This window comes from Streptomyces sp. CA-288835, assembly GCF_050936385.1.
Taxonomy (GTDB): domain Bacteria; phylum Actinomycetota; class Actinomycetes; order Streptomycetales; family Streptomycetaceae; genus Streptomyces.
The window spans coordinates 3,469,417-3,485,425 of the sequence record NZ_JBNJMW010000001.1 but is presented as its reverse complement, the minus strand read 5'-3'; the positions used below and the strand labels follow the sequence as shown (position 1 = coordinate 3,485,425).

16 protein-coding genes are annotated in these 16,009 nt (G+C 69.9%); 8 read left to right on the top strand and 8 right to left on the bottom strand.

Features of this window, described 5'->3' with window-relative positions:
* Nucleotides 1-164 precede the first annotated feature (164 nt).
* Nucleotides 165-605, top strand: coding sequence for a sec-independent translocase (locus tag ACQEVY_RS15575; RefSeq protein WP_432948804.1), 441 nt, complete (start codon nucleotides 165-167; stop codon nucleotides 603-605).
* Between the two features lie 301 nt (nucleotides 606-906).
* Nucleotides 907-1,566: a hypothetical protein gene (locus tag ACQEVY_RS15570; protein ID WP_432948802.1), complete on the top strand. Its 660-nt coding sequence runs from the start codon at nucleotides 907-909 to the stop codon at nucleotides 1,564-1,566.
* 58 nt (nucleotides 1,567-1,624) lie between these two features.
* Here the strand turns inward: ACQEVY_RS15570 and ACQEVY_RS15565 are convergent, their stop codons facing one another.
* The 3 genes from ACQEVY_RS15565 to ACQEVY_RS15555 are packed head-to-tail and all read right to left on the bottom strand — an operon-like array spanning nucleotide 1,625 to nucleotide 4,659.
* Entirely contained in the window at nucleotides 1,625-2,758 is a 1,134-nt protein-coding gene (locus ACQEVY_RS15565) for an Mrp/NBP35 family ATP-binding protein (RefSeq protein WP_432948800.1), read from the bottom strand.
* Nucleotides 2,759-2,801: 43 nt separating this feature from the next.
* Nucleotides 2,802-3,380: a DUF1003 domain-containing protein gene (locus tag ACQEVY_RS15560; RefSeq protein ID WP_432948798.1), complete on the bottom strand. Its 579-nt coding sequence runs from the start codon at nucleotides 3,378-3,380 to the stop codon at nucleotides 2,802-2,804.
* Nucleotides 3,370-4,659 carry a magnesium transporter MgtE N-terminal domain-containing protein gene (locus tag ACQEVY_RS15555; protein WP_432948796.1) on the bottom strand — a complete coding sequence of 430 codons (1,290 nt, stop codon included), beginning with the start codon at nucleotides 4,657-4,659 and terminating at the stop codon, nucleotides 3,370-3,372. The genes ACQEVY_RS15560 and ACQEVY_RS15555 overlap by 11 nt, the downstream gene beginning before the upstream one ends.
* A 188-nt stretch (nucleotides 4,660-4,847) precedes the next feature.
* Here ACQEVY_RS15555 and ACQEVY_RS15550 point away from each other — a divergent pair, with 188 nt between their 5' ends.
* On the top strand, nucleotides 4,848-5,624 hold the full coding sequence (locus ACQEVY_RS15550) for a hypothetical protein (RefSeq protein WP_432948794.1): 777 nt from the start codon (nucleotides 4,848-4,850) through the stop codon (nucleotides 5,622-5,624).
* A gap of 181 nt (nucleotides 5,625-5,805) precedes the next feature.
* Here ACQEVY_RS15550 and ACQEVY_RS15545 read toward each other — a convergent pair whose 3' ends face one another.
* Nucleotides 5,806-6,321: a hypothetical protein gene (locus ACQEVY_RS15545; RefSeq protein ID WP_432948792.1), complete on the bottom strand. Its 516-nt coding sequence runs from the start codon at nucleotides 6,319-6,321 to the stop codon at nucleotides 5,806-5,808.
* A 61-nt stretch (nucleotides 6,322-6,382) separates the two neighbouring features.
* Nucleotides 6,383-7,492: a magnesium and cobalt transport protein CorA gene (locus tag ACQEVY_RS15540; RefSeq protein ID WP_432948790.1), complete on the bottom strand. Its 1,110-nt coding sequence runs from the start codon at nucleotides 7,490-7,492 to the stop codon at nucleotides 6,383-6,385.
* Nucleotides 7,493-8,021: 529 nt separating this feature from the next.
* Between ACQEVY_RS15540 and ACQEVY_RS15535 the strand changes: the two genes are divergently transcribed.
* The 4 genes from ACQEVY_RS15535 (at nucleotide 8,022) to ACQEVY_RS15520 (ending at nucleotide 11,000) form a co-directional block, all read left to right on the top strand.
* Nucleotides 8,022-8,618, top strand: coding sequence for a suppressor of fused domain protein (locus ACQEVY_RS15535; protein WP_432948788.1), 597 nt, complete (start codon nucleotides 8,022-8,024; stop codon nucleotides 8,616-8,618).
* A 124-nt stretch (nucleotides 8,619-8,742) separates the two neighbouring features.
* Entirely contained in the window at nucleotides 8,743-9,384 is a 642-nt protein-coding gene (locus ACQEVY_RS15530; RefSeq protein ID WP_328768823.1) for a DUF6758 family protein, read from the top strand.
* An 80-nt stretch (nucleotides 9,385-9,464) separates the two neighbouring features.
* Complete coding sequence (locus ACQEVY_RS15525; protein WP_432955231.1) at nucleotides 9,465-10,331, top strand: PHP domain-containing protein; 867 nt, start codon at nucleotides 9,465-9,467, stop codon at nucleotides 10,329-10,331.
* A 63-nt stretch (nucleotides 10,332-10,394) separates the two neighbouring features.
* On the top strand, nucleotides 10,395-11,000 hold the full coding sequence (locus ACQEVY_RS15520) for a MarC family protein (RefSeq protein ID WP_033319977.1): 606 nt from the start codon (nucleotides 10,395-10,397) through the stop codon (nucleotides 10,998-11,000).
* A 78-nt stretch (nucleotides 11,001-11,078) separates the two neighbouring features.
* On the opposite strand, the gene ACQEVY_RS15515 is transcribed toward ACQEVY_RS15520, so the two are convergent.
* The gene (locus ACQEVY_RS15515) at nucleotides 11,079-11,231 is read right to left on the bottom strand and encodes a hypothetical protein (RefSeq protein ID WP_328768821.1); all 153 of its coding nucleotides are present in this window, start codon (nucleotides 11,229-11,231) and stop codon (nucleotides 11,079-11,081) included.
* Between the two features lie 210 nt (nucleotides 11,232-11,441).
* On the opposite strand from ACQEVY_RS15515, the gene ACQEVY_RS15510 reads away from it, so the two are divergent.
* Nucleotides 11,442-12,356: an NYN domain-containing protein gene (locus tag ACQEVY_RS15510; RefSeq protein WP_328768820.1), complete on the top strand. Its 915-nt coding sequence runs from the start codon at nucleotides 11,442-11,444 to the stop codon at nucleotides 12,354-12,356.
* 4 nt (nucleotides 12,357-12,360) lie between these two features.
* Here the strand turns inward: ACQEVY_RS15510 and ACQEVY_RS15505 are convergent, their stop codons facing one another.
* Together ACQEVY_RS15505 and ACQEVY_RS15500 are read right to left on the bottom strand one after the other, a co-directional pair.
* Nucleotides 12,361-13,257, bottom strand: a complete 897-nt coding sequence (locus ACQEVY_RS15505) for an alpha/beta fold hydrolase (protein ID WP_432948785.1) — start codon at nucleotides 13,255-13,257, stop codon at nucleotides 12,361-12,363.
* A 118-nt stretch (nucleotides 13,258-13,375) separates the two neighbouring features.
* The gene (locus ACQEVY_RS15500; RefSeq protein ID WP_432948783.1) at nucleotides 13,376-15,745 is read right to left on the bottom strand and encodes a DEAD/DEAH box helicase; all 2,370 of its coding nucleotides are present in this window, start codon (nucleotides 15,743-15,745) and stop codon (nucleotides 13,376-13,378) included.
* Between the last annotated feature and the right edge of the window lie 264 nt (nucleotides 15,746-16,009).

Genomic DNA, 16,009 nt, shown 5'->3' with positions numbered 1-16,009 from the left:
CAACAGCAGACGGGAACCAACAGGAACCCATCACAAACTGACAGGAACGGCAGGAGTAAGACGCCGGGACAGTACCGGACAGACAGGAACGGCGGGTACCGTGGATCCGGCCCGGACCACGGAAGAATCCCGCCGAGGCCGAGGACATCCCAAGGAGCTGCAAGGTGTTCAATGACATAGGAGCCCTCGAGCTGGTGGCGCTCGTTGTCCTTGCCGTGCTCGTCTTCGGCCCGGAGAAGCTCCCGAAGATGATCCAGGACGTCACGCGCACGATTCGCAAGATCCGCGAGTTCTCGGAGAGCGCCAAGGCGGACATCCGTGAGGAACTGGGCCCCGAGTTCAAGGACTTCGAGTTCGAGGACCTCAACCCCAAGACGTTCATCCGCAAGCAGCTGGACAACGACGACCTGGGGCTCAAGGAGATCCGTAACGGCTTCGACCTGAAGAAGGAGATGGCCGAGGTCACGGACGCCGTCCACGGCCGCGACTCAGAGTCCGCCGCCTCCTCCACCTCGCCGTCCTCCGGCGGCACCGTCGACATGACGAAGAAGCGCGAGCAGCTCGAACCGGCCGAGCGCCCCCCGTTCGACGCGGACGCGACCTGAGGCGTACGGGCCTCAAGCTGAGGCGTACGGGCCTCCAGGCGCACGCGTACGTACCTGACGTGTACGCGCCCGAGGCGCACGCCCCCTCAGCCGTTTGCTCCCGAGCTACAAGAACCCCGTACCACTGAGTTCTCCCTGCTCACAGCGGCGCGAGCAGACGCGTACCCGAGCCACCCGCCGACCGGTTTCACAGCTCGCTGTCAGCGTGTGGCTATCCTGCCTAGTTGTTGTGCGGACCGGAGGGACGCCCGATGGGGGGCGGGCCGTTTCGGTCCGACGAGAGCGAGGAGGCGTCCGGGCAATGGAGACGACAAGTCGGGTAGGCGCGCAGGCGTCGGACGCGGAGGGCGGACAACCCGTCCCCTCCGCCCGGCGCACGGTCGACGGCTACCTGCTGGCGCCCTTCCCGTGGTACGGCCTCGACGAGGCCTTCACGGGACCGCGCTGGCTGATGAAGGTCGGCACCTCGGCCGATGGTGCCGTGGAGCACGGCTCGATCGGGCACGGCGACGAGCCGTCCGTACGCAGTGAGTCCACGACGGACGACAAGGAGCGCTTCGCGGTGGTGGTCACCGTCGCGTCCAGCCCCGTGCGGCGCAGCGCCGACGGCACCGGGCTCCTGGAGGCCACCTCGGTGTCCTCCGCGGCCTGGCTCGCGGGCGTGGGACTGCTGAACTGCACGTGGCCCGGCCAGATGGACCACACTCTGCGCGACGACTGGCTGGACCAGCAGACCGAGACGGCGTGGGTCCTCGCGGACGACCTGACGGGCCCGGACTGGTCCAGCCTTTCGCTCCCCGTGGACGGGGTCCCGGCGTCCTTCCACTACCGCGAGTCCGAGTTCGGCTGGGTCCTCGCGGGCTCCACGCAGCAGGGCGTCCACCTGGGCGCGTACGGGCGAGGCATGAGCGCGTACGGCCTGGGCTTCTCGGTGGTCAAGGACATCACCGCGTACGTCTAGACAGTACGAGGGTGGGGGCGCCGTCTCGCGAGACGGCGCCCCCACCCTCGTAACGACGTCAGAACTTGTTGCGCGGGGTGATCCCCAGCGACATGCCCGACAGCCCGCGCTGGCGTCCCCCCAGCTTGCCCGCGATCGAGCGCAGGGCCGTGCCCGCCGGGGAGTCGGGGTCGGTCAGGACGACCGGCTTGCCCTCGTCGCCGCCCTCGCGGAGGCGGACGTCGATCGGGATGCTGCCCAGCACGGGAACCGTCGCGCCGGTCGTCCGGGTCAGGCCGTCGGCGACCGCCTGGCCGCCGCCCGTGCCGAAGACGTCGACCATCTCGCCGCAGTGCGGGCAGGGCAGACCGGACATGTTCTCCACCACGCCCACGATCTTCTGATGGGTCTGGACGGCGATGGAGCCGGCCCGCTCGGCGACCTCCGCGGCGGCCTGCTGGGGCGTCGTCACGATCAGGATCTCGGCGTTCGGCACCAGCTGCGCGACCGAGATCGCGATGTCGCCCGTGCCCGGCGGGAGGTCCATGAGAAGGACGTCCAGGTCGCCCCAGTACACGTCCGCCAGGAACTGCTGAAGTGCGCGGTGGAGCATCGGGCCGCGCCAGACGACCGGTGCGTTGCCCGGGGTGAACATGCCGATCGAGATGACCTTCACGCCGTTCGCGGACGGCGGCATGATCATGTTCTCGACCTGGGTGGGATGCCCGTCGGCGCCCAGCATGCGGGGCACGGAGTGGCCGTAGATGTCGGCGTCCACGACACCGACCTTGAGGCCGTCGGCCGCCATCGCCGCCGCCAGGTTCACGGTCACGGACGACTTGCCGACGCCGCCCTTGCCGGAGGCGACCGCGTACACGCGCGTCAGCGAGCCCGGCTTGGCGAAGGGGACCTCCCGCTCGGCCTGCCCGCCGCGCAGCGCGGACGCCAGCTCGCGGCGCTGCTCGTCGCTCATCACGTCCAGCGTGACGTCGACGCGCGTGACGCCGTCGACCGCCTCGACCGCACTCGTCACGTTGTCCGTGATCGTCTGGCGCATGGGACAGCCGGAGACGGTCAGGTACACGGTGACCGCGACCGTGCCATCCGCCCCGATCTCCACCGATTTGACCATCCCCAGTTCGGTGATGGGTCGCTGGATCTCGGGGTCGTTCACCGTCGCCAGCGCTGCGCGCACCGCGTCTTCCGTAGCCATACGACCGATGGTACGGCGCTTCCGCCCACCCCAGGAAAGCCTGTCAGCGGTCGCTTACGTCACGTCCGCGCGGGTGTTCCGCCGGGAATACGACCCGTCCGTCGGGCCATCGCTCCTCCAGCTCCCTGACCAGGTCCTCGAGTTCGGAGCGGATCCAGTCGCGGGTGGCGACCTCACCGAGGCCGGTGCGCAGCGCGGCGATCTCGCGGGTCAGATACTCGGTGTCCGCGATCGACCGCTCGTTCTGCTTGCGGTCCTGTTCGAGATTGACCCGGTCGCGGTCGGCCTGCCGGTTCTGGGCGAGCAGGATCAGCGGGGCGGCGTACGAGGCCTGGAGCGAGAGCATCAGGGTCAGGAAGATGAACGGGAACTCGTCGAAACGCAGGCCGTTGGGCGCCGCGACGTTCCACAGCACCCACACGATGACGACGACGGTCATCCAGACGAGGAACCGCCCGGTGCCGATGAACCGCGCGATCCGCTCCGACAGCTTCCCGAAGGCCTCCGGGTCCCACTCGGGCACCAGCCTGCGGCGCGGCGGCAGCGGCTGGTCGAGCCGGATGCGCGGGCGGGCGGTAACACCCATGGGGACCCGCTCGCGGGGGTCGCGCTCAGGAGCCATGCGAGACCCCCTGAGCTGCCTCCACATCCAGGTGGAACTCCGTCTCGCGCCAGTCCTCCGGCAGCATGTGGTCCAGTACGTCGTCCACGGTCACCGCGCCGAGCAGCGAGCCGCTCTCGTCGACCACGGGCGCCGCGACCATGTCGTACGTCGCGAAGAAGCCGGCCACCACCTGCAGCGCGTCCGCCGGCCGGAGCGCCTGGAGATCATCGTCGAGAAGCGCGCTGACCAGCGTGTACGGGGGGTCGCGCAGCAGCCGCTGGAAGTGCACCGTGCCGAGGTACTTGCCGGTCGGCGTCTCGTCGGGCGGGCGGCACACATACACCTGGGCGGCCAGCGCGGGGGAGAGGTCGGGGTTGCGGACCCGGGCCAGCGCGTCGGCGACCGTCGCGTCCGGCTGCAGCACGATCGGCTCGGTGGTCATCAGACCGCCCGCCGTCCGCTCCTCGTACGCCATCAGCCGCCGTACGTCCGCCGCCTCGTCCGGGCGCATCAGCGTGAGCAGCCGCTCCTTGTCCTCCTCCGGCAGCTCGGCCAGCAGGTCGGCCGCGTCGTCGGGGTCCATCGCCTCCAGGACATCGGCGGCCCGCTCCTCCTTGAGCTTGCCGAGGATCTCGATCTGGTCGTCCTCGGGCAGCTCTTCGAGAACGTCGGCGAGCCGGTCGTCGTCGAGAGCCGCGGCCACCTCCGCACGCCGCTTGGCCGACAGATGGTGCAGTACGTTCGCGAGGTCGGCCGGACGCAACTGCTCGAAGGTGGCGAGGAGACTCTCGGCGCCCTGCCCCTGCTCCTCGAGCGAGAACCCGGTCACGGCGGACCACTCGACGGTCAGCGTCTCTCCCTTGGACCGCCGGAAGGTGCCCCCCTTCCCCTTGCGTACGAAGACCCGGTCGATCTCCCAGTCGCGGCGGGCCGGCAACTGCTGGACCGACACATCCAGGACCGTCACCTCCTCACCGGTCTCCACGAGATGTACGCGCCGGTCGAGCAGTTCCCCGATGACGAGCCGCTCGGTGGGCCGCTGCTCGAAGCGCCGTACGTTCAGGACGCCGGTGGTGATGACCTGGCCCGACTCGATGCCGGTCACCCGCGTCATCGGCAGGAAGATACGGCGGCGCGTCGACAACTCGACGACGAGGCCGAGCAGCCGGGGCGGGCGCTGCCCGACCCGCAGCATGGCGACGAGATCGCGCACCCGTCCCACCTGGTCGCCGTTCGGGTCGAAGACGGCGACACCGGAGAGGTGCGAGACGAAGATCCGGGGAGCGCCAGCGGCCATGCCGCACACCTCCTCCCTGCTCACCGATCTCTTATCGATATATCCGTATTTGCGGGCTTCAGGCTAGCCCGTACCGACTGGACCCGCCCCGGCGGCGGACCCGTACGGACTGCCTCCGGAGTGCGTGGACGGCACAGGTACGCTGCCGTACGCCGCCCAGGACTCCCGAACGAGAGGTGCCCCCACCCGTGACCGCATTTCCCCAGGGCCGTAGCCACCGGGCCGCACTCATCAGCGCGATGTGCGCACTGGTCGTGACGGGGACAGGACTGACGGGGTGCGGCGCCGAGGACCCGAACGCGGGCACCAACGGGGTCGGCAAGCTCCCCGCCGACGAGATCCAGGCCAGGACGAACAAGGCGGCCCGGGGCGCCAACGCGGTCCACCTCTCCGGCTCGGTCGTCAGCAATGGCCGTACGTACAAGCTCGACATGCGCCTCAAGGCCGACGGCGGCACCGGTTCCGTCACCACACAGGACACGACCTTCCGCTTGCTGCGGGTCGGCGAGCACCTGTTCCTGAAGGCCGACGCGGGCTTCTGGGCGGACGAGGACGGCAAGGGCGCCGAGGACAGCGGAGGCAAGGACAGCGACGCGGACGCGGAGGCCGCCGAAAAGCTCGACGGCAAGTACGTGAAGGTCCCGCAGGGCGACCCCGCCTACCAGCGCTTCACCGGCTTCACCGACAAGGACGTACTCCTCGACGGCCTCCTCACCCTCCACGGCACCCTGGCCACGGACGGCCACCACGAACGCTTCGGCATCCGCACCATCCGCATCACCGGCGACAAGGGCTCAGGCGGCACCCTGGACGTCTCCCTGGAGGGCAAGCCCTACCCCCTACTCCTGGCCCGAGCAGGCAACGCGGGAACGATCCGCCTGACGGACTGGGGCAAGGACTTCCCCCTGGAGGAACCGGCGAAGAACGAGATGGTGGATTACGGGCAGCAACTGCCGGAGTCGTAAGGGTTCACGAGCGCCCCTTTAGGGGCGCGGGGAACTGCGCGAGCAACCACAACGAACCCGCACGTTGCACACACGCCCCAGCCCTCTCAGGGGCGCGGGGCTGTATCAATTTGCGGCTCCGCCGCGCGGGCGCGACCAGCCGCGACGAACCCGCACCTTAAAGACCGCCCCGCCAGCGCAGCTACCGCCGCTTCTTGCGGAACAACAGCCGATGCAGCCCCGCCGGGACCGGCTGCCGCGTAGTCGCCGGCGAAGGCGCCGGCACAGCCGCAAGCGACCCGTCCGGCAACGGCGCCGTACCCCCCGTCGGCTCCAAGCGGAGCACCCGGCACTCCCGAGCCCACCGCTCAGTCATAGCCTCACCGTCCGGCGCATTCAGCCGCTTGCCCTTGAGCTCGCCGACCGCGGCCTCCCACTCGGCGGACCGTGGAGCGAGCTCCACGACCTTGGCCACCCAGGAAACCAACCGCCCGCCCTTGTCCTTGCTGCGCACGGTCACCACCGCCTCGCCCCCATCGACGAGCCCCGGCAACGGCTGCTCCCCGCCCCCGTCGCCGACCAGGCACACCGCACCGTCGAACCACACATGCCACAGCGCCCGTTCCGGCAGCGGCGACCCACCACCCCGCACCCACACCAGCGCGGACTTCTTGGTGGCCTCCTCGACGAGGGCCTGGCCGAGCAGCTCATCCGTCATGGCAGCAAGGGTATCCAGCCCACTCAGACCAGTCCGGCCCGCTCACAGCGTCCGGGCCCGCTCACAGCCACCCGTTGCGCTTCAACGTGCGGTGGATCGTGAAACAGATCCCCACCGTGATGCCCAGCACCAGCGGGTACCCGAACTTCCAGCGCAGCTCCGGCATGTAGTCGAAGTTCATGCCGTAGACGCCACACACCATCGTCGGTACGGCGATGATCGCCGCCCACGACGTGATCTTGCGCATGTCCTCGTTCTGCGCGACCGAGGCCTGCGCGAGATTGGCCTGGAGGATCGAGTTGAGCAACTCGTCGAACCCGACGACCTGCTCCTGGACCCGGGCGAGGTGGTCGGCGACATCACGGAAGTACTTCTGGATGTCGGGGTCAACGAGCCGCATCGGCCGCTCGCTCAGCAGCTGCATGGGCCGCATCAGCGGGGACACCGCCCGCTTGAACTCCAGTACCTCACGCTTGAGCTGGTAGATCCGCGCCGAGTCGACACCGCGCGCGGTCCCGCCCTTGCGCCCCGGCGAGAACACCGCCGTCTCGACCTCGTCGATGTCGTCCTGCACGGCGTCCGCGACCGCGATGTACCCGTCGACGACATGGTCGGCGATCGCGTGCAGCACGGCCGACGGTCCCTTGGCGAGCAGCTCGGGGTCGTCCTGCAGCCGGTGCCGCAGCGCCCGCAGCGAGCCCTGCCCGCCGTGCCGCACCGTGATGAAGAAGTCCCGGCCGGTGAAACACATCACCTCGCCGGTCTCCACGATCTCGCTGGTGGCGGTGAGTTCGTCGTGCTCGACGTAGTGGATGGTCTTGAAGACGGTGAACAGCGTCTCGTCGTAGCGCTCCAGCTTGGGCCGCTGGTGGGCGTGCACCGCGTCCTCGACGGCGAGCGGGTGCAGCCCGAACTCGCTGGCGATGACAGCGAATTCGTCCTCCGTGGGCTCGTGAAGACCGATCCAGGCGAAGCCGCCGTCACGGCGCACCTGGAGCATCGCCTCGTGCGGCGTGAGGGTGACGGGGAACGGAACGCGGGCGCCGTCGCGGTAGATGGCGCAGTCCACGACAGCCGAGTTCGTCCCGGCCTCGCGTGTGCTGTCGTACGGGCCGCCGTCCTTGCGCAGCGAGGGGCGGACCGCGGCGCGCAGGTCTCGGATCATCGACATGGCAGGCTCCTTCGCGTAGAAGCCGCCGGCAACGGTTGGAACTGCCCGGAATGGGGACGTCCTGACTGGGGTCTCCGGCCTGTGAAAACCGGGGATGTTTGGCACGTCCGCAAAGCGGGGAGCACCGCACCGTCGCGGTGGCAGCTTCGCTACTGATACAGATCAGACAGATCAGGCAAAAACGAAGTGCTCTTCCGTCGTGCACCGACACGCATGACGCGAGTACGGGAGGCGGCAGCCAGTAGAGCTCGGATTGTGAGAACTCAGCAGCCGGAAGAGCGGGTAGTACTACACGGTCGACTTCGATCCATGGAGCCCCACCTCCTCCGGCCGGTCCCCCGTAGGGGAGATCCATCCCCCGTGGGGGAGTGTGTCCGTGCGTCGGGACTCGAGAGCGACGCTTCTGCGTGCTGCCCCGACCAGCGGCCAAGACTATCAGCCCACCGGCCTGTCAAGCCGCCGCTTCGCCTTTGTCGCTCCCGGAAACCAGGGCAGAAGTCCCCAAAAAGGCGCAGCCTATGCTCACCGTATGGCTGATGTTCTTCCTTTGGTGGAGGCCCGGTTGCGTACCGCGCTGGGCGAACCGGACGCGCGCGCAGCGGTCACCTTCCTCGGCACGGACCGCATCGAGGTGCTCCGTTTCAGCGGCGGATCCGCCGGGGCAAAGCTCGTGCGCTACGCCACGCTCGGCATGTCCGCCCAGCCGATGACGGACCCCACGGCGGCCCTCGCCGACCCGGTCAAGGGCCCGCGCGCCGAGCTGGTCCTCTCCGTACGCGCCGACGTCGCCGACACCGACAAGGTGCTCCGCCCGCTTGCCGTACTGGCCGCGTCTCCGCAGGTCGAGGGCCTGGTCGTGGCCCCCGGAGCCTCGCTCGACGTCGGCGAACCCCTGTGGCCGGGCGCCCCGTTCACCTCCGTACTGGTCGCCGAGCCGGGCGGTCTCGTCGAGGACCTGGAGCTGGACGAGCCCCTCGATCCCGTACGTTTCCTGCCGCTGCTTCCGATGACGCCGAACGAAGCGGCGTGGAAGCGGGTGCACGGCGCGGCGGCCCTCCAGGAACGCTGGCTCACGGGCGGAACCGACCTGCGCGATCCGTCACGCAAGTCCGTGTCTCTCGACTGAACCCAACCTTTCGCTGGAATCGTCCAGTTGGGAATGTCACACTCGTTCAATCGGCGGCGACGGGGCTCGCCGGACGGGTGATCGTCCTTGACGCGGCGACAGCCGGGGAGGACCGTTGGGGCCTATGAGGGGCGAACCCAGTTGCCCGAAGTGTGGTGGCCGGGTCAGGGCTCCCGGACTCTTTGCCGACTCCTGGCAGTGTGATGTGCACGGTCCCGTGCACCCACTGCAGCCCGTGATCCCGCCCAGCGTCGAGGCCCTCAGCGTCGTGGTGCACCGTGCGCGCGTACCGGTGTGGATGCCCTGGCCGCTGCCCGTCGGCTGGCTCTTCACGGGTGCGGCCTTCGCGGGCGACGACCGCAGCGGCGGCCGTGCCACCGCCGTGGCCTGCTCGGGCCCGGGCCCGCTCGGCGGCGTAGGAGAGCTGGTGCTCGTCGCCGAGGAGCTCGGCGTGGGACTCGGCGCGCGGTACGCGGGAATCGACGGCCCGGACCCCGGCCCGTACATGAACGTCGAGAAGCCGGCCCAGGCGAAGGTCCTCGCGGCGGGCCGTCCGACCCCCCTCTGGCTGGTCTCCGGTACCCCCGACGACCGCGCCGTCTTCGCCGGAGAGGCGCGCGGCCTGTGGTTGTGGGCGGTCGTCTGGCCCGAGCAGTCGGGCCTGTTGATGTACGACGAACTGGTACTGACCGACCTGCGGGACGCGGGCGCGGAGGTGGACCTGCTGCCGTGCGGGGCGCTGTCGCCGCGCATCCTGGAGCCGTAGGGGCTCAGGGCGGGGACGCGCGCGGTTCTCGTTACCCTTGAGTGCCCCTTCCGCCTGGTCAGATCCTGGAGTCCTCGTACGTGCGCATCGATCTGCACACCCACTCCACCGCTTCCGACGGTACGGACACGCCCGCCGAGCTGGTGCGCAATGCCGCCGCGGCCGGTCTGGACGTCGTCGCGCTGACCGACCACGACACCACCCGCGGACACGCCGAGGCCATCGCCGCGGTCCCGGAAGGCCTCACCCTCGTCACCGGAGCCGAACTCTCCTGCCGCCTCGACGGCGTGAGTCTGCACATGCTGGCGTACCTCTTCGATCCCGAGGAACCCGACCTGCTGCGCGAGCGTGAGCTCGTACGCGACGACCGGGTGCCGCGGGCCCACGGCATGATCCGTAAGCTCCAGGAGCTGGGCGTGCCGGTGACCTGGGAGCAGGTGGCGCGGATCGCGGGCGACGGATCCGTGGGGCGGCCGCACATCGCGACCGCGCTGGTCGAGCTGGGCGTCGTGCCCAGCGTCTCCGACGCCTTCACACCCGACTGGCTCGCCGACGGCGGCCGGGCCTACGTCGAGAAGCACGAGACGGACCCCTTCGAGGCGATCCGGCTGGTCAAGGCCGCGGGCGGCGTGACCGTCTTCGCCCATCCCGCCGCTTCGAAGCGGGGCCAGACCGTGCCGGAATCCGCGATCGCCGAGCTCACGGCGGCCGGACTCGACGGTATCGAGGTCGACCACATGGACCACGACCCGGCGACCCGGGCCCGACTCCGCGGCCTGGCGGCCGACTTGGGGCTGCTGACGACGGGCTCCAGCGACTATCACGGCAGCCGCAAGACGTGTGTACTCGGGGAGTCCACCACGGACCCCGAGATCTACGGGGAGATCACGCGACGGGCCACGGGGGCGTTCCCGGTGCCCGGTGCGGGCGGGGCCGCGGGAGCCTGACCCTCTCCTGTCCCGGGGGCTCTGCCCCTGCCCGTCGCACCCCTTCCCACACCAAGGCTCACCGTGTTCGACCTCGCCGTCTTCGGCTCACTCTTCCTCACCCTCTTCGTCATCATGGATCCCCCTGGGATCACCCCGATCTTTCTCGCGCTGACGTCCGGACGGCCGGCGCGGGTGCAGAAGCGGATGGCGTTCCAGGCCGTCTGCGTGGCCGGCGGTGTGATCACCGTGTTCGGGCTGCTCGGGCACCAGATCCTGAACTACCTCCATGTGTCCGTGCCCGCGCTGATGATCGCGGGCGGTCTGCTGCTCCTGCTGATCGCCCTCGACCTGCTCACCGGCAAGACGGACGAGCCCAAGCAGACCAAGGACGTCAACGCCGCCCTCGTACCCCTGGGCATACCGCTGCTCGCGGGACCGGGCGCGATCGTGTCCGTCATCCTCGCGGTGCAGAAGGCCGACGGCGTCGCGGCGCAGACGGCGGTGTGGACGGCGATCCTCGCCATCCATGTCGTGCTGTGGGTGGTGATGCGGTACTCACTGCTGATCATCCGCGTCATCAAGGACGGCGGCGTCGTCCTGGTGACCCGGCTCGCGGGCATGATGCTCTCCGCGATCGCCGTGCAGCAGATCATCAACGGAGTCACGCAGGTGATCCAGTCGAGCTGAGCGGAGCCGGACATGCAGAACCCCGTACGGCATCGATGCCGTACGGGGTTCTGAAGTGTGCTGTCGGGCGTCCGCGCGTTACGAGGCGGGGGCTTCGGCCGGGCGGATCAGGATGCGCTGGCCGATGGCGGCGGCCTGCTGCACGATCCGGTTGACGGAGGCGGCGTCCACGACGGTCGTGTCCACGGCCGTGCCGTCGACGTCGTCGAGGCGCATGATTTCGAAGCGCATATGGCTTCTCCCTTCGTCTGGTCATCCTCCTGAAGGAGAACTACTGGTAGGTGGAACATGGGGCGTCTGTGCCACGGGTTCCACAACGAGTCAACGGGATGCCAGTGACAAACATTCCCTACGCTAAATAAATTTTTCGCACGCCTAATTACTTGGTGGTACTGGACCGCTTGTGTTCACACAGTGACGTCCTGCGACAATGAGGCGCATATGAATGACGACTTCGCGGGAACCGACGCTCTGGCCGCCCTCGGTGCGCGCCTGGACCGCACGAACGAGCTGCTCCAGCGCGTGCTCGCCGAGGTGGCCAAGACGCCGTCGACCCATGCGATCTTCGTCGACGCCGGTTATCTGTACGCGGCCGCCGGGCGGCTCGTCGCCGGTACGGAGGACCGCCGGGCCTTCGATCTGGACGCCGAAGGCCTCATCGAGGCGCTCATCGACAGGGCGCGCACGATCTTCGCGGACAGCAGGCTGCTGCGCGTCTACTGGTACGACGGCGCGCGTCGCCGCATCCACACGGCGGAACAGCAGTCCATCGCCGAGCTGCCCGACGTCAAGGTGCGGCTGGGCAACCTCAACGCCAACAACCAGCAGAAGGGCGTCGACTCCCTGATCCGCAGCGACCTGGAGTCACTGGCCAGGCATCGCGCCATCAGCGATGCCGCCCTCATCGGAGGCGACGAGGACCTGGTCTCCGCGGTCGAGGCGGCGCAGGGGTACGGCGCGCGGGTCCACCTCTGGGGCATCGAGGCACCGGAGGGACGCAACCAGGCGGAGCCGCTGCTCTGGGAGGTCGACAGCCAGCGGACCTTCGACCTGGAGTTCTTCAAGCCGTACGTGTCCCGCCGGACCGCCGCCTCCTACGAAGCCTCGGCGGGGGCGCGGCCCACACGGGAGGACGTGCGCTTCGTGGGTGCCCAGGTCGCCGCGCAGTGGCTGGGCGCGCGGGGGCGGGAGGCACTGGCGGATCTGCTGCCCGGGCATCCGTATCTGCCCGGGCCCGTCGACCAGGACCTCCTTGTCGAGGCGGAGGGCCTGCTGCAGTACTCGCTACGCGGCCAGGCGGATCTGCGTCGGGCCTTGCGGGACGGGTTCTGGGGGCACTTGCAGGCGCAGTACTGAGGCCTTACCTGGTTTGGTCGGTCTGCTTCCAGAAGGCGGCCAGGGCTTCGGCCGTTTCCAGGGGGCGGTCCGTGTTGGGGGAGTGCTCGGCTCCGCGTACGACCGTGCGGTGGGCCTTGAGGCGTACGGCCATGTCGTCGAGGAGCGGCACAGGCCAGGTGCCGTCCTCCTCGCCCGACAGGACGTGAAAGGGGATCGGTACGGCGGCCAGCTCGGCGACGCGGTCCGGTTCCGAGCACAACTGACGCCCCGCCGCGATGAGTTGAGCAGGGCTGTTGCCGAGCCAGCGTTGCCTGAGCACTTCAAGGTCTTCGAGTCCGGCGTCCAGGTCCTGCTGGTCGGCCGCGTCCTCCGGGGGCTCCAGCGCCTGGATCGCGTCCCACACCTGCGCCATGTCCATCACGGCGAGCGCGTCCCGCAACAGCTTGACCCGCAGCTGCTGCGAAGCGGAGATCTCGGCCGGCCCCGAGGCGATGAGCGTGAGCGAGCGGAAGCGGGTGGGGTCCAGCAGTACGGCTGCCCGGGCGACCTGTCCGCCGAACGAGTGCCCGACGAGGTGCACGCGTTCCTGCGGCGTCTCGGTGACCGCTTCGACCTGGGCGAGTACGTCTCGCGCCAACTCGCCCTGCGCGTACGGGGCTTCGTCGTCTCTGGGGCCCGGCGACTCGTACTGGCCGCGTCCGTCCACGGCGACGGTCCGGTAGCCGGCCGCGGCCAGGGGTTCGTGCAGGGAGATGAAGTCCTCCTTGCTGCCGGTGAACCCTGGCAGCAGCAGCGCGGTTCCCTTCGCTTCGACGCCGGATGCCACAGGGGCGTCGATCACGGCGAACTCACCGCGCGCGGTGCCGAGCCGATACGCACGGGCGCCGGGCGGGGGGACAAAGGTGGCGGGCCTGCTCATGAGGAGGAGGCTAGCCAAGGAAGCTGTCGGGCGGGGTGCGGGGCCGCGTGACTTTCCCCGCTACCGGAATGGCAACGGCCCGGCCCCAAGTGCTGGGGCCGGGCCGTCGGAGAGAGACTTAGCTCTCGGTCGCCTCGGTGGCTGCTGCCGCCTTCTTGCGGGTGCGGCGGCGGGGCGCCGCCTCCGGCGCGTCGGCCTCGGCGGGCGCGGCCGCCGCCTTACGGGTACGCCGGGGCTTGGTCGGCGCCTCGTCGTCCGTGACGGGCTCGGCCGCCTGAGCCGGGATACCGACCTCCGCAGCCTTACGCGTACGGCGGCGGGGCTTCGCCTCGGTCGCCTCGACGGTGTCCACGGCTGCCTCAGCAGCGGCCGTGGTCTTGCGGGCCCGACGCGGCTTCGCTTCCGTCGCCTCGACGGTGTCCGCAGCGGCTTCGGCGGAGGCCGTGGTCTTGCGCGTACGACGCGGCTTGGTCTCCGCCACCTCGACCGCTGTGCCCTCGGCCGTGTCCAGCGCGGCCTGTGCCGCCTTGCGGGTACGGCGGCGCGGCGTGGCCGCCGGCTCCTCCGTCGCGGTCGCCTGGGCGGGGATGCCTGCCTCGGCGACTTCGGCAACCTTGCGCGTACGGCGCCGGGGCTTCGCCTCGGTCACCTCGGCGGTGTCCACCACTGCCTCGGCCGTCGCCTTACGGGTCCGGCGCGGCTTGGTCTCCGCCACCTCGACGACCGTGCCGTCCGCCGTGTCCACGGCGGTTTCGGCGGCCTTGCGGGTACGACGGCGGGGCTGGGCCTCGGTCGGCTCGGCCACCTCGGTCGCCGTGGTCGCGCCTTCGGTGGTTTCCGCGGCCTTGCGGGTGCGGCGGCGAGGCTTGGTCACAGTCGCCTCAGCGGCCTGCGTGGCCTCCTCGACGACGGTGGCCGCCGACTCGACGGTCTCCACGGCCTGCGCGGTCTCCGCCGTCTTGCGCGTACGACGCCGACGTGTCTTCGGCTCGGCCGACTCCACAAGCTCAGCTGCCGGCTCGGTGACCTCCGGCGCGGTGCCCTCCGCCGTGGCGACGGCCGTCTCGGCCGACTCTCCGGCACGCGTCCGGCGACGGCGACGCGGGCTGCGCGCCTCGTCGGCCGGAGCCTCAGCGGTGGCCGCCGAGTCCGTACCGTCGACCGGCGCACCGTTGCGCATACGGCGACGTCGACGCGGCGTACGCGCCGGGCGCTCACGCTCGCGTTCGCGGTCGCGGTCACGCCCGCGCTCGGGAGCCGCGGAACGGCCACCGCGACCGCGTGCGCCACGCCCGCCGGTCTCGCCGAGGTCCTCGACCTCTTCGGCCGCGAGCCCGGCGCGGGTGCGGTCGGCGCGCGGCAGGACGCCCTTCGTGCCCGCCGGGATGCTCAGCTCCTCGAAGAGGTGCGGGGACGTGGAGTACGTCTCCGGCGGATCGTTGAAGCCAAGCGCCAGCGCCTTGTTGATGAGCTGCCAGCGCGGGATGTCGTCCCAGTCGACGAGCGTGATCGCGATGCCCTTGGCACCCGCGCGGCCCGTACGGCCGATGCGGTGCAGGTACGTTTTCTCGTCCTCGGGGGACTGGTAGTTGATGACGTGCGTCACGCCCTCGACGTCGATGCCGCGTGCGGCCACGTCGGTGCAGACGAGCACATCCACCTTGCCGTTGCGGAACGCCCGCAGCGCCTGCTCACGCGCGCCCTGACCGAGGTCGCCGTGGACCGCGCCGGAGGCGAAACCGCGCTGCTGCAGTTGGTCGGCGAGGTCCGCCGCCGTCCGCTTCGTACGGCAGAAGACCATCGCGAGCCCGCGGCCGTCGGCCTGGAGTATGCGCGAGACCAGCTCGGGCTTGTCCATGTTGTGCGCGCGGTAGATGAACTGCGCGGTGTTCCGGACCGTCTGGCCCTCGTCGTCCGGCGCCGTGGCGCGGATGTGCGTGGGCTGCGACATATAGCGGCGCGCGAGACCGATGACCGCGCCCGGCATGGTCGCCGAGAACAGCATCGTCTGGCGGCGGGCCGGCAGCATGTTGATGATCTTCTCGACGTCGGGCAGGAAGCCCAGGTCGAGCATCTCGTCGGCCTCGTCGAGGACGAGCGCGCGGACATGCTTGAGGTTGAGCTTCTTCTGGCCCGCGAGGTCGAGGAGACGGCCCGGGGTGCCGACGACGACGTCGATGCCCTTCTTGAGGGCCTCGACCTGCGGCTCGTACGCCCGGCCGCCGTAGATGGCGAGAACGCGTACGTTACGGACCTTGCCCGCGGTGAGCAGGTCATTCGTGACCTGGGTGCACAGCTCGCGGGTGGGGACCACGACGAGTGCCTGCGGGGCGTCGGTGAGCTGTTCGGGCTGGGCCCGGCCCGCCTCGACGTCTGCGGGAACGGTGACGCGCTCGAGGAGCGGAAGGCCGAAGCCCAGCGTCTTGCCGGTGCCGGTCTTGGCCTGGCCGATGACGTCGGTCCCCGAAAGGGCGACGGGGAGCGTCATCTCCTGGATGGGAAAGGGGTTGATGATGCCGACGGCTTCGAGCGCCTCGGCTGTCTCGGAAAGGATTCCGAGCTCTCGGAAAGTAGTAGTCAGGGTGCTGCCTCTTCTGTGTACGCGACACGAGGCGAGCGCGGGGGTCGTTGAACCGTGCCGGGGACGTCGGCCGCTTGAAAGGCGGGCCTTGGTGGCACGGGACCACTGCCGACGCTCGAGCGCTCTTGCCGCTGAGGGTCTCTCCGGACGCCGTACGCACTGTGCCGTACG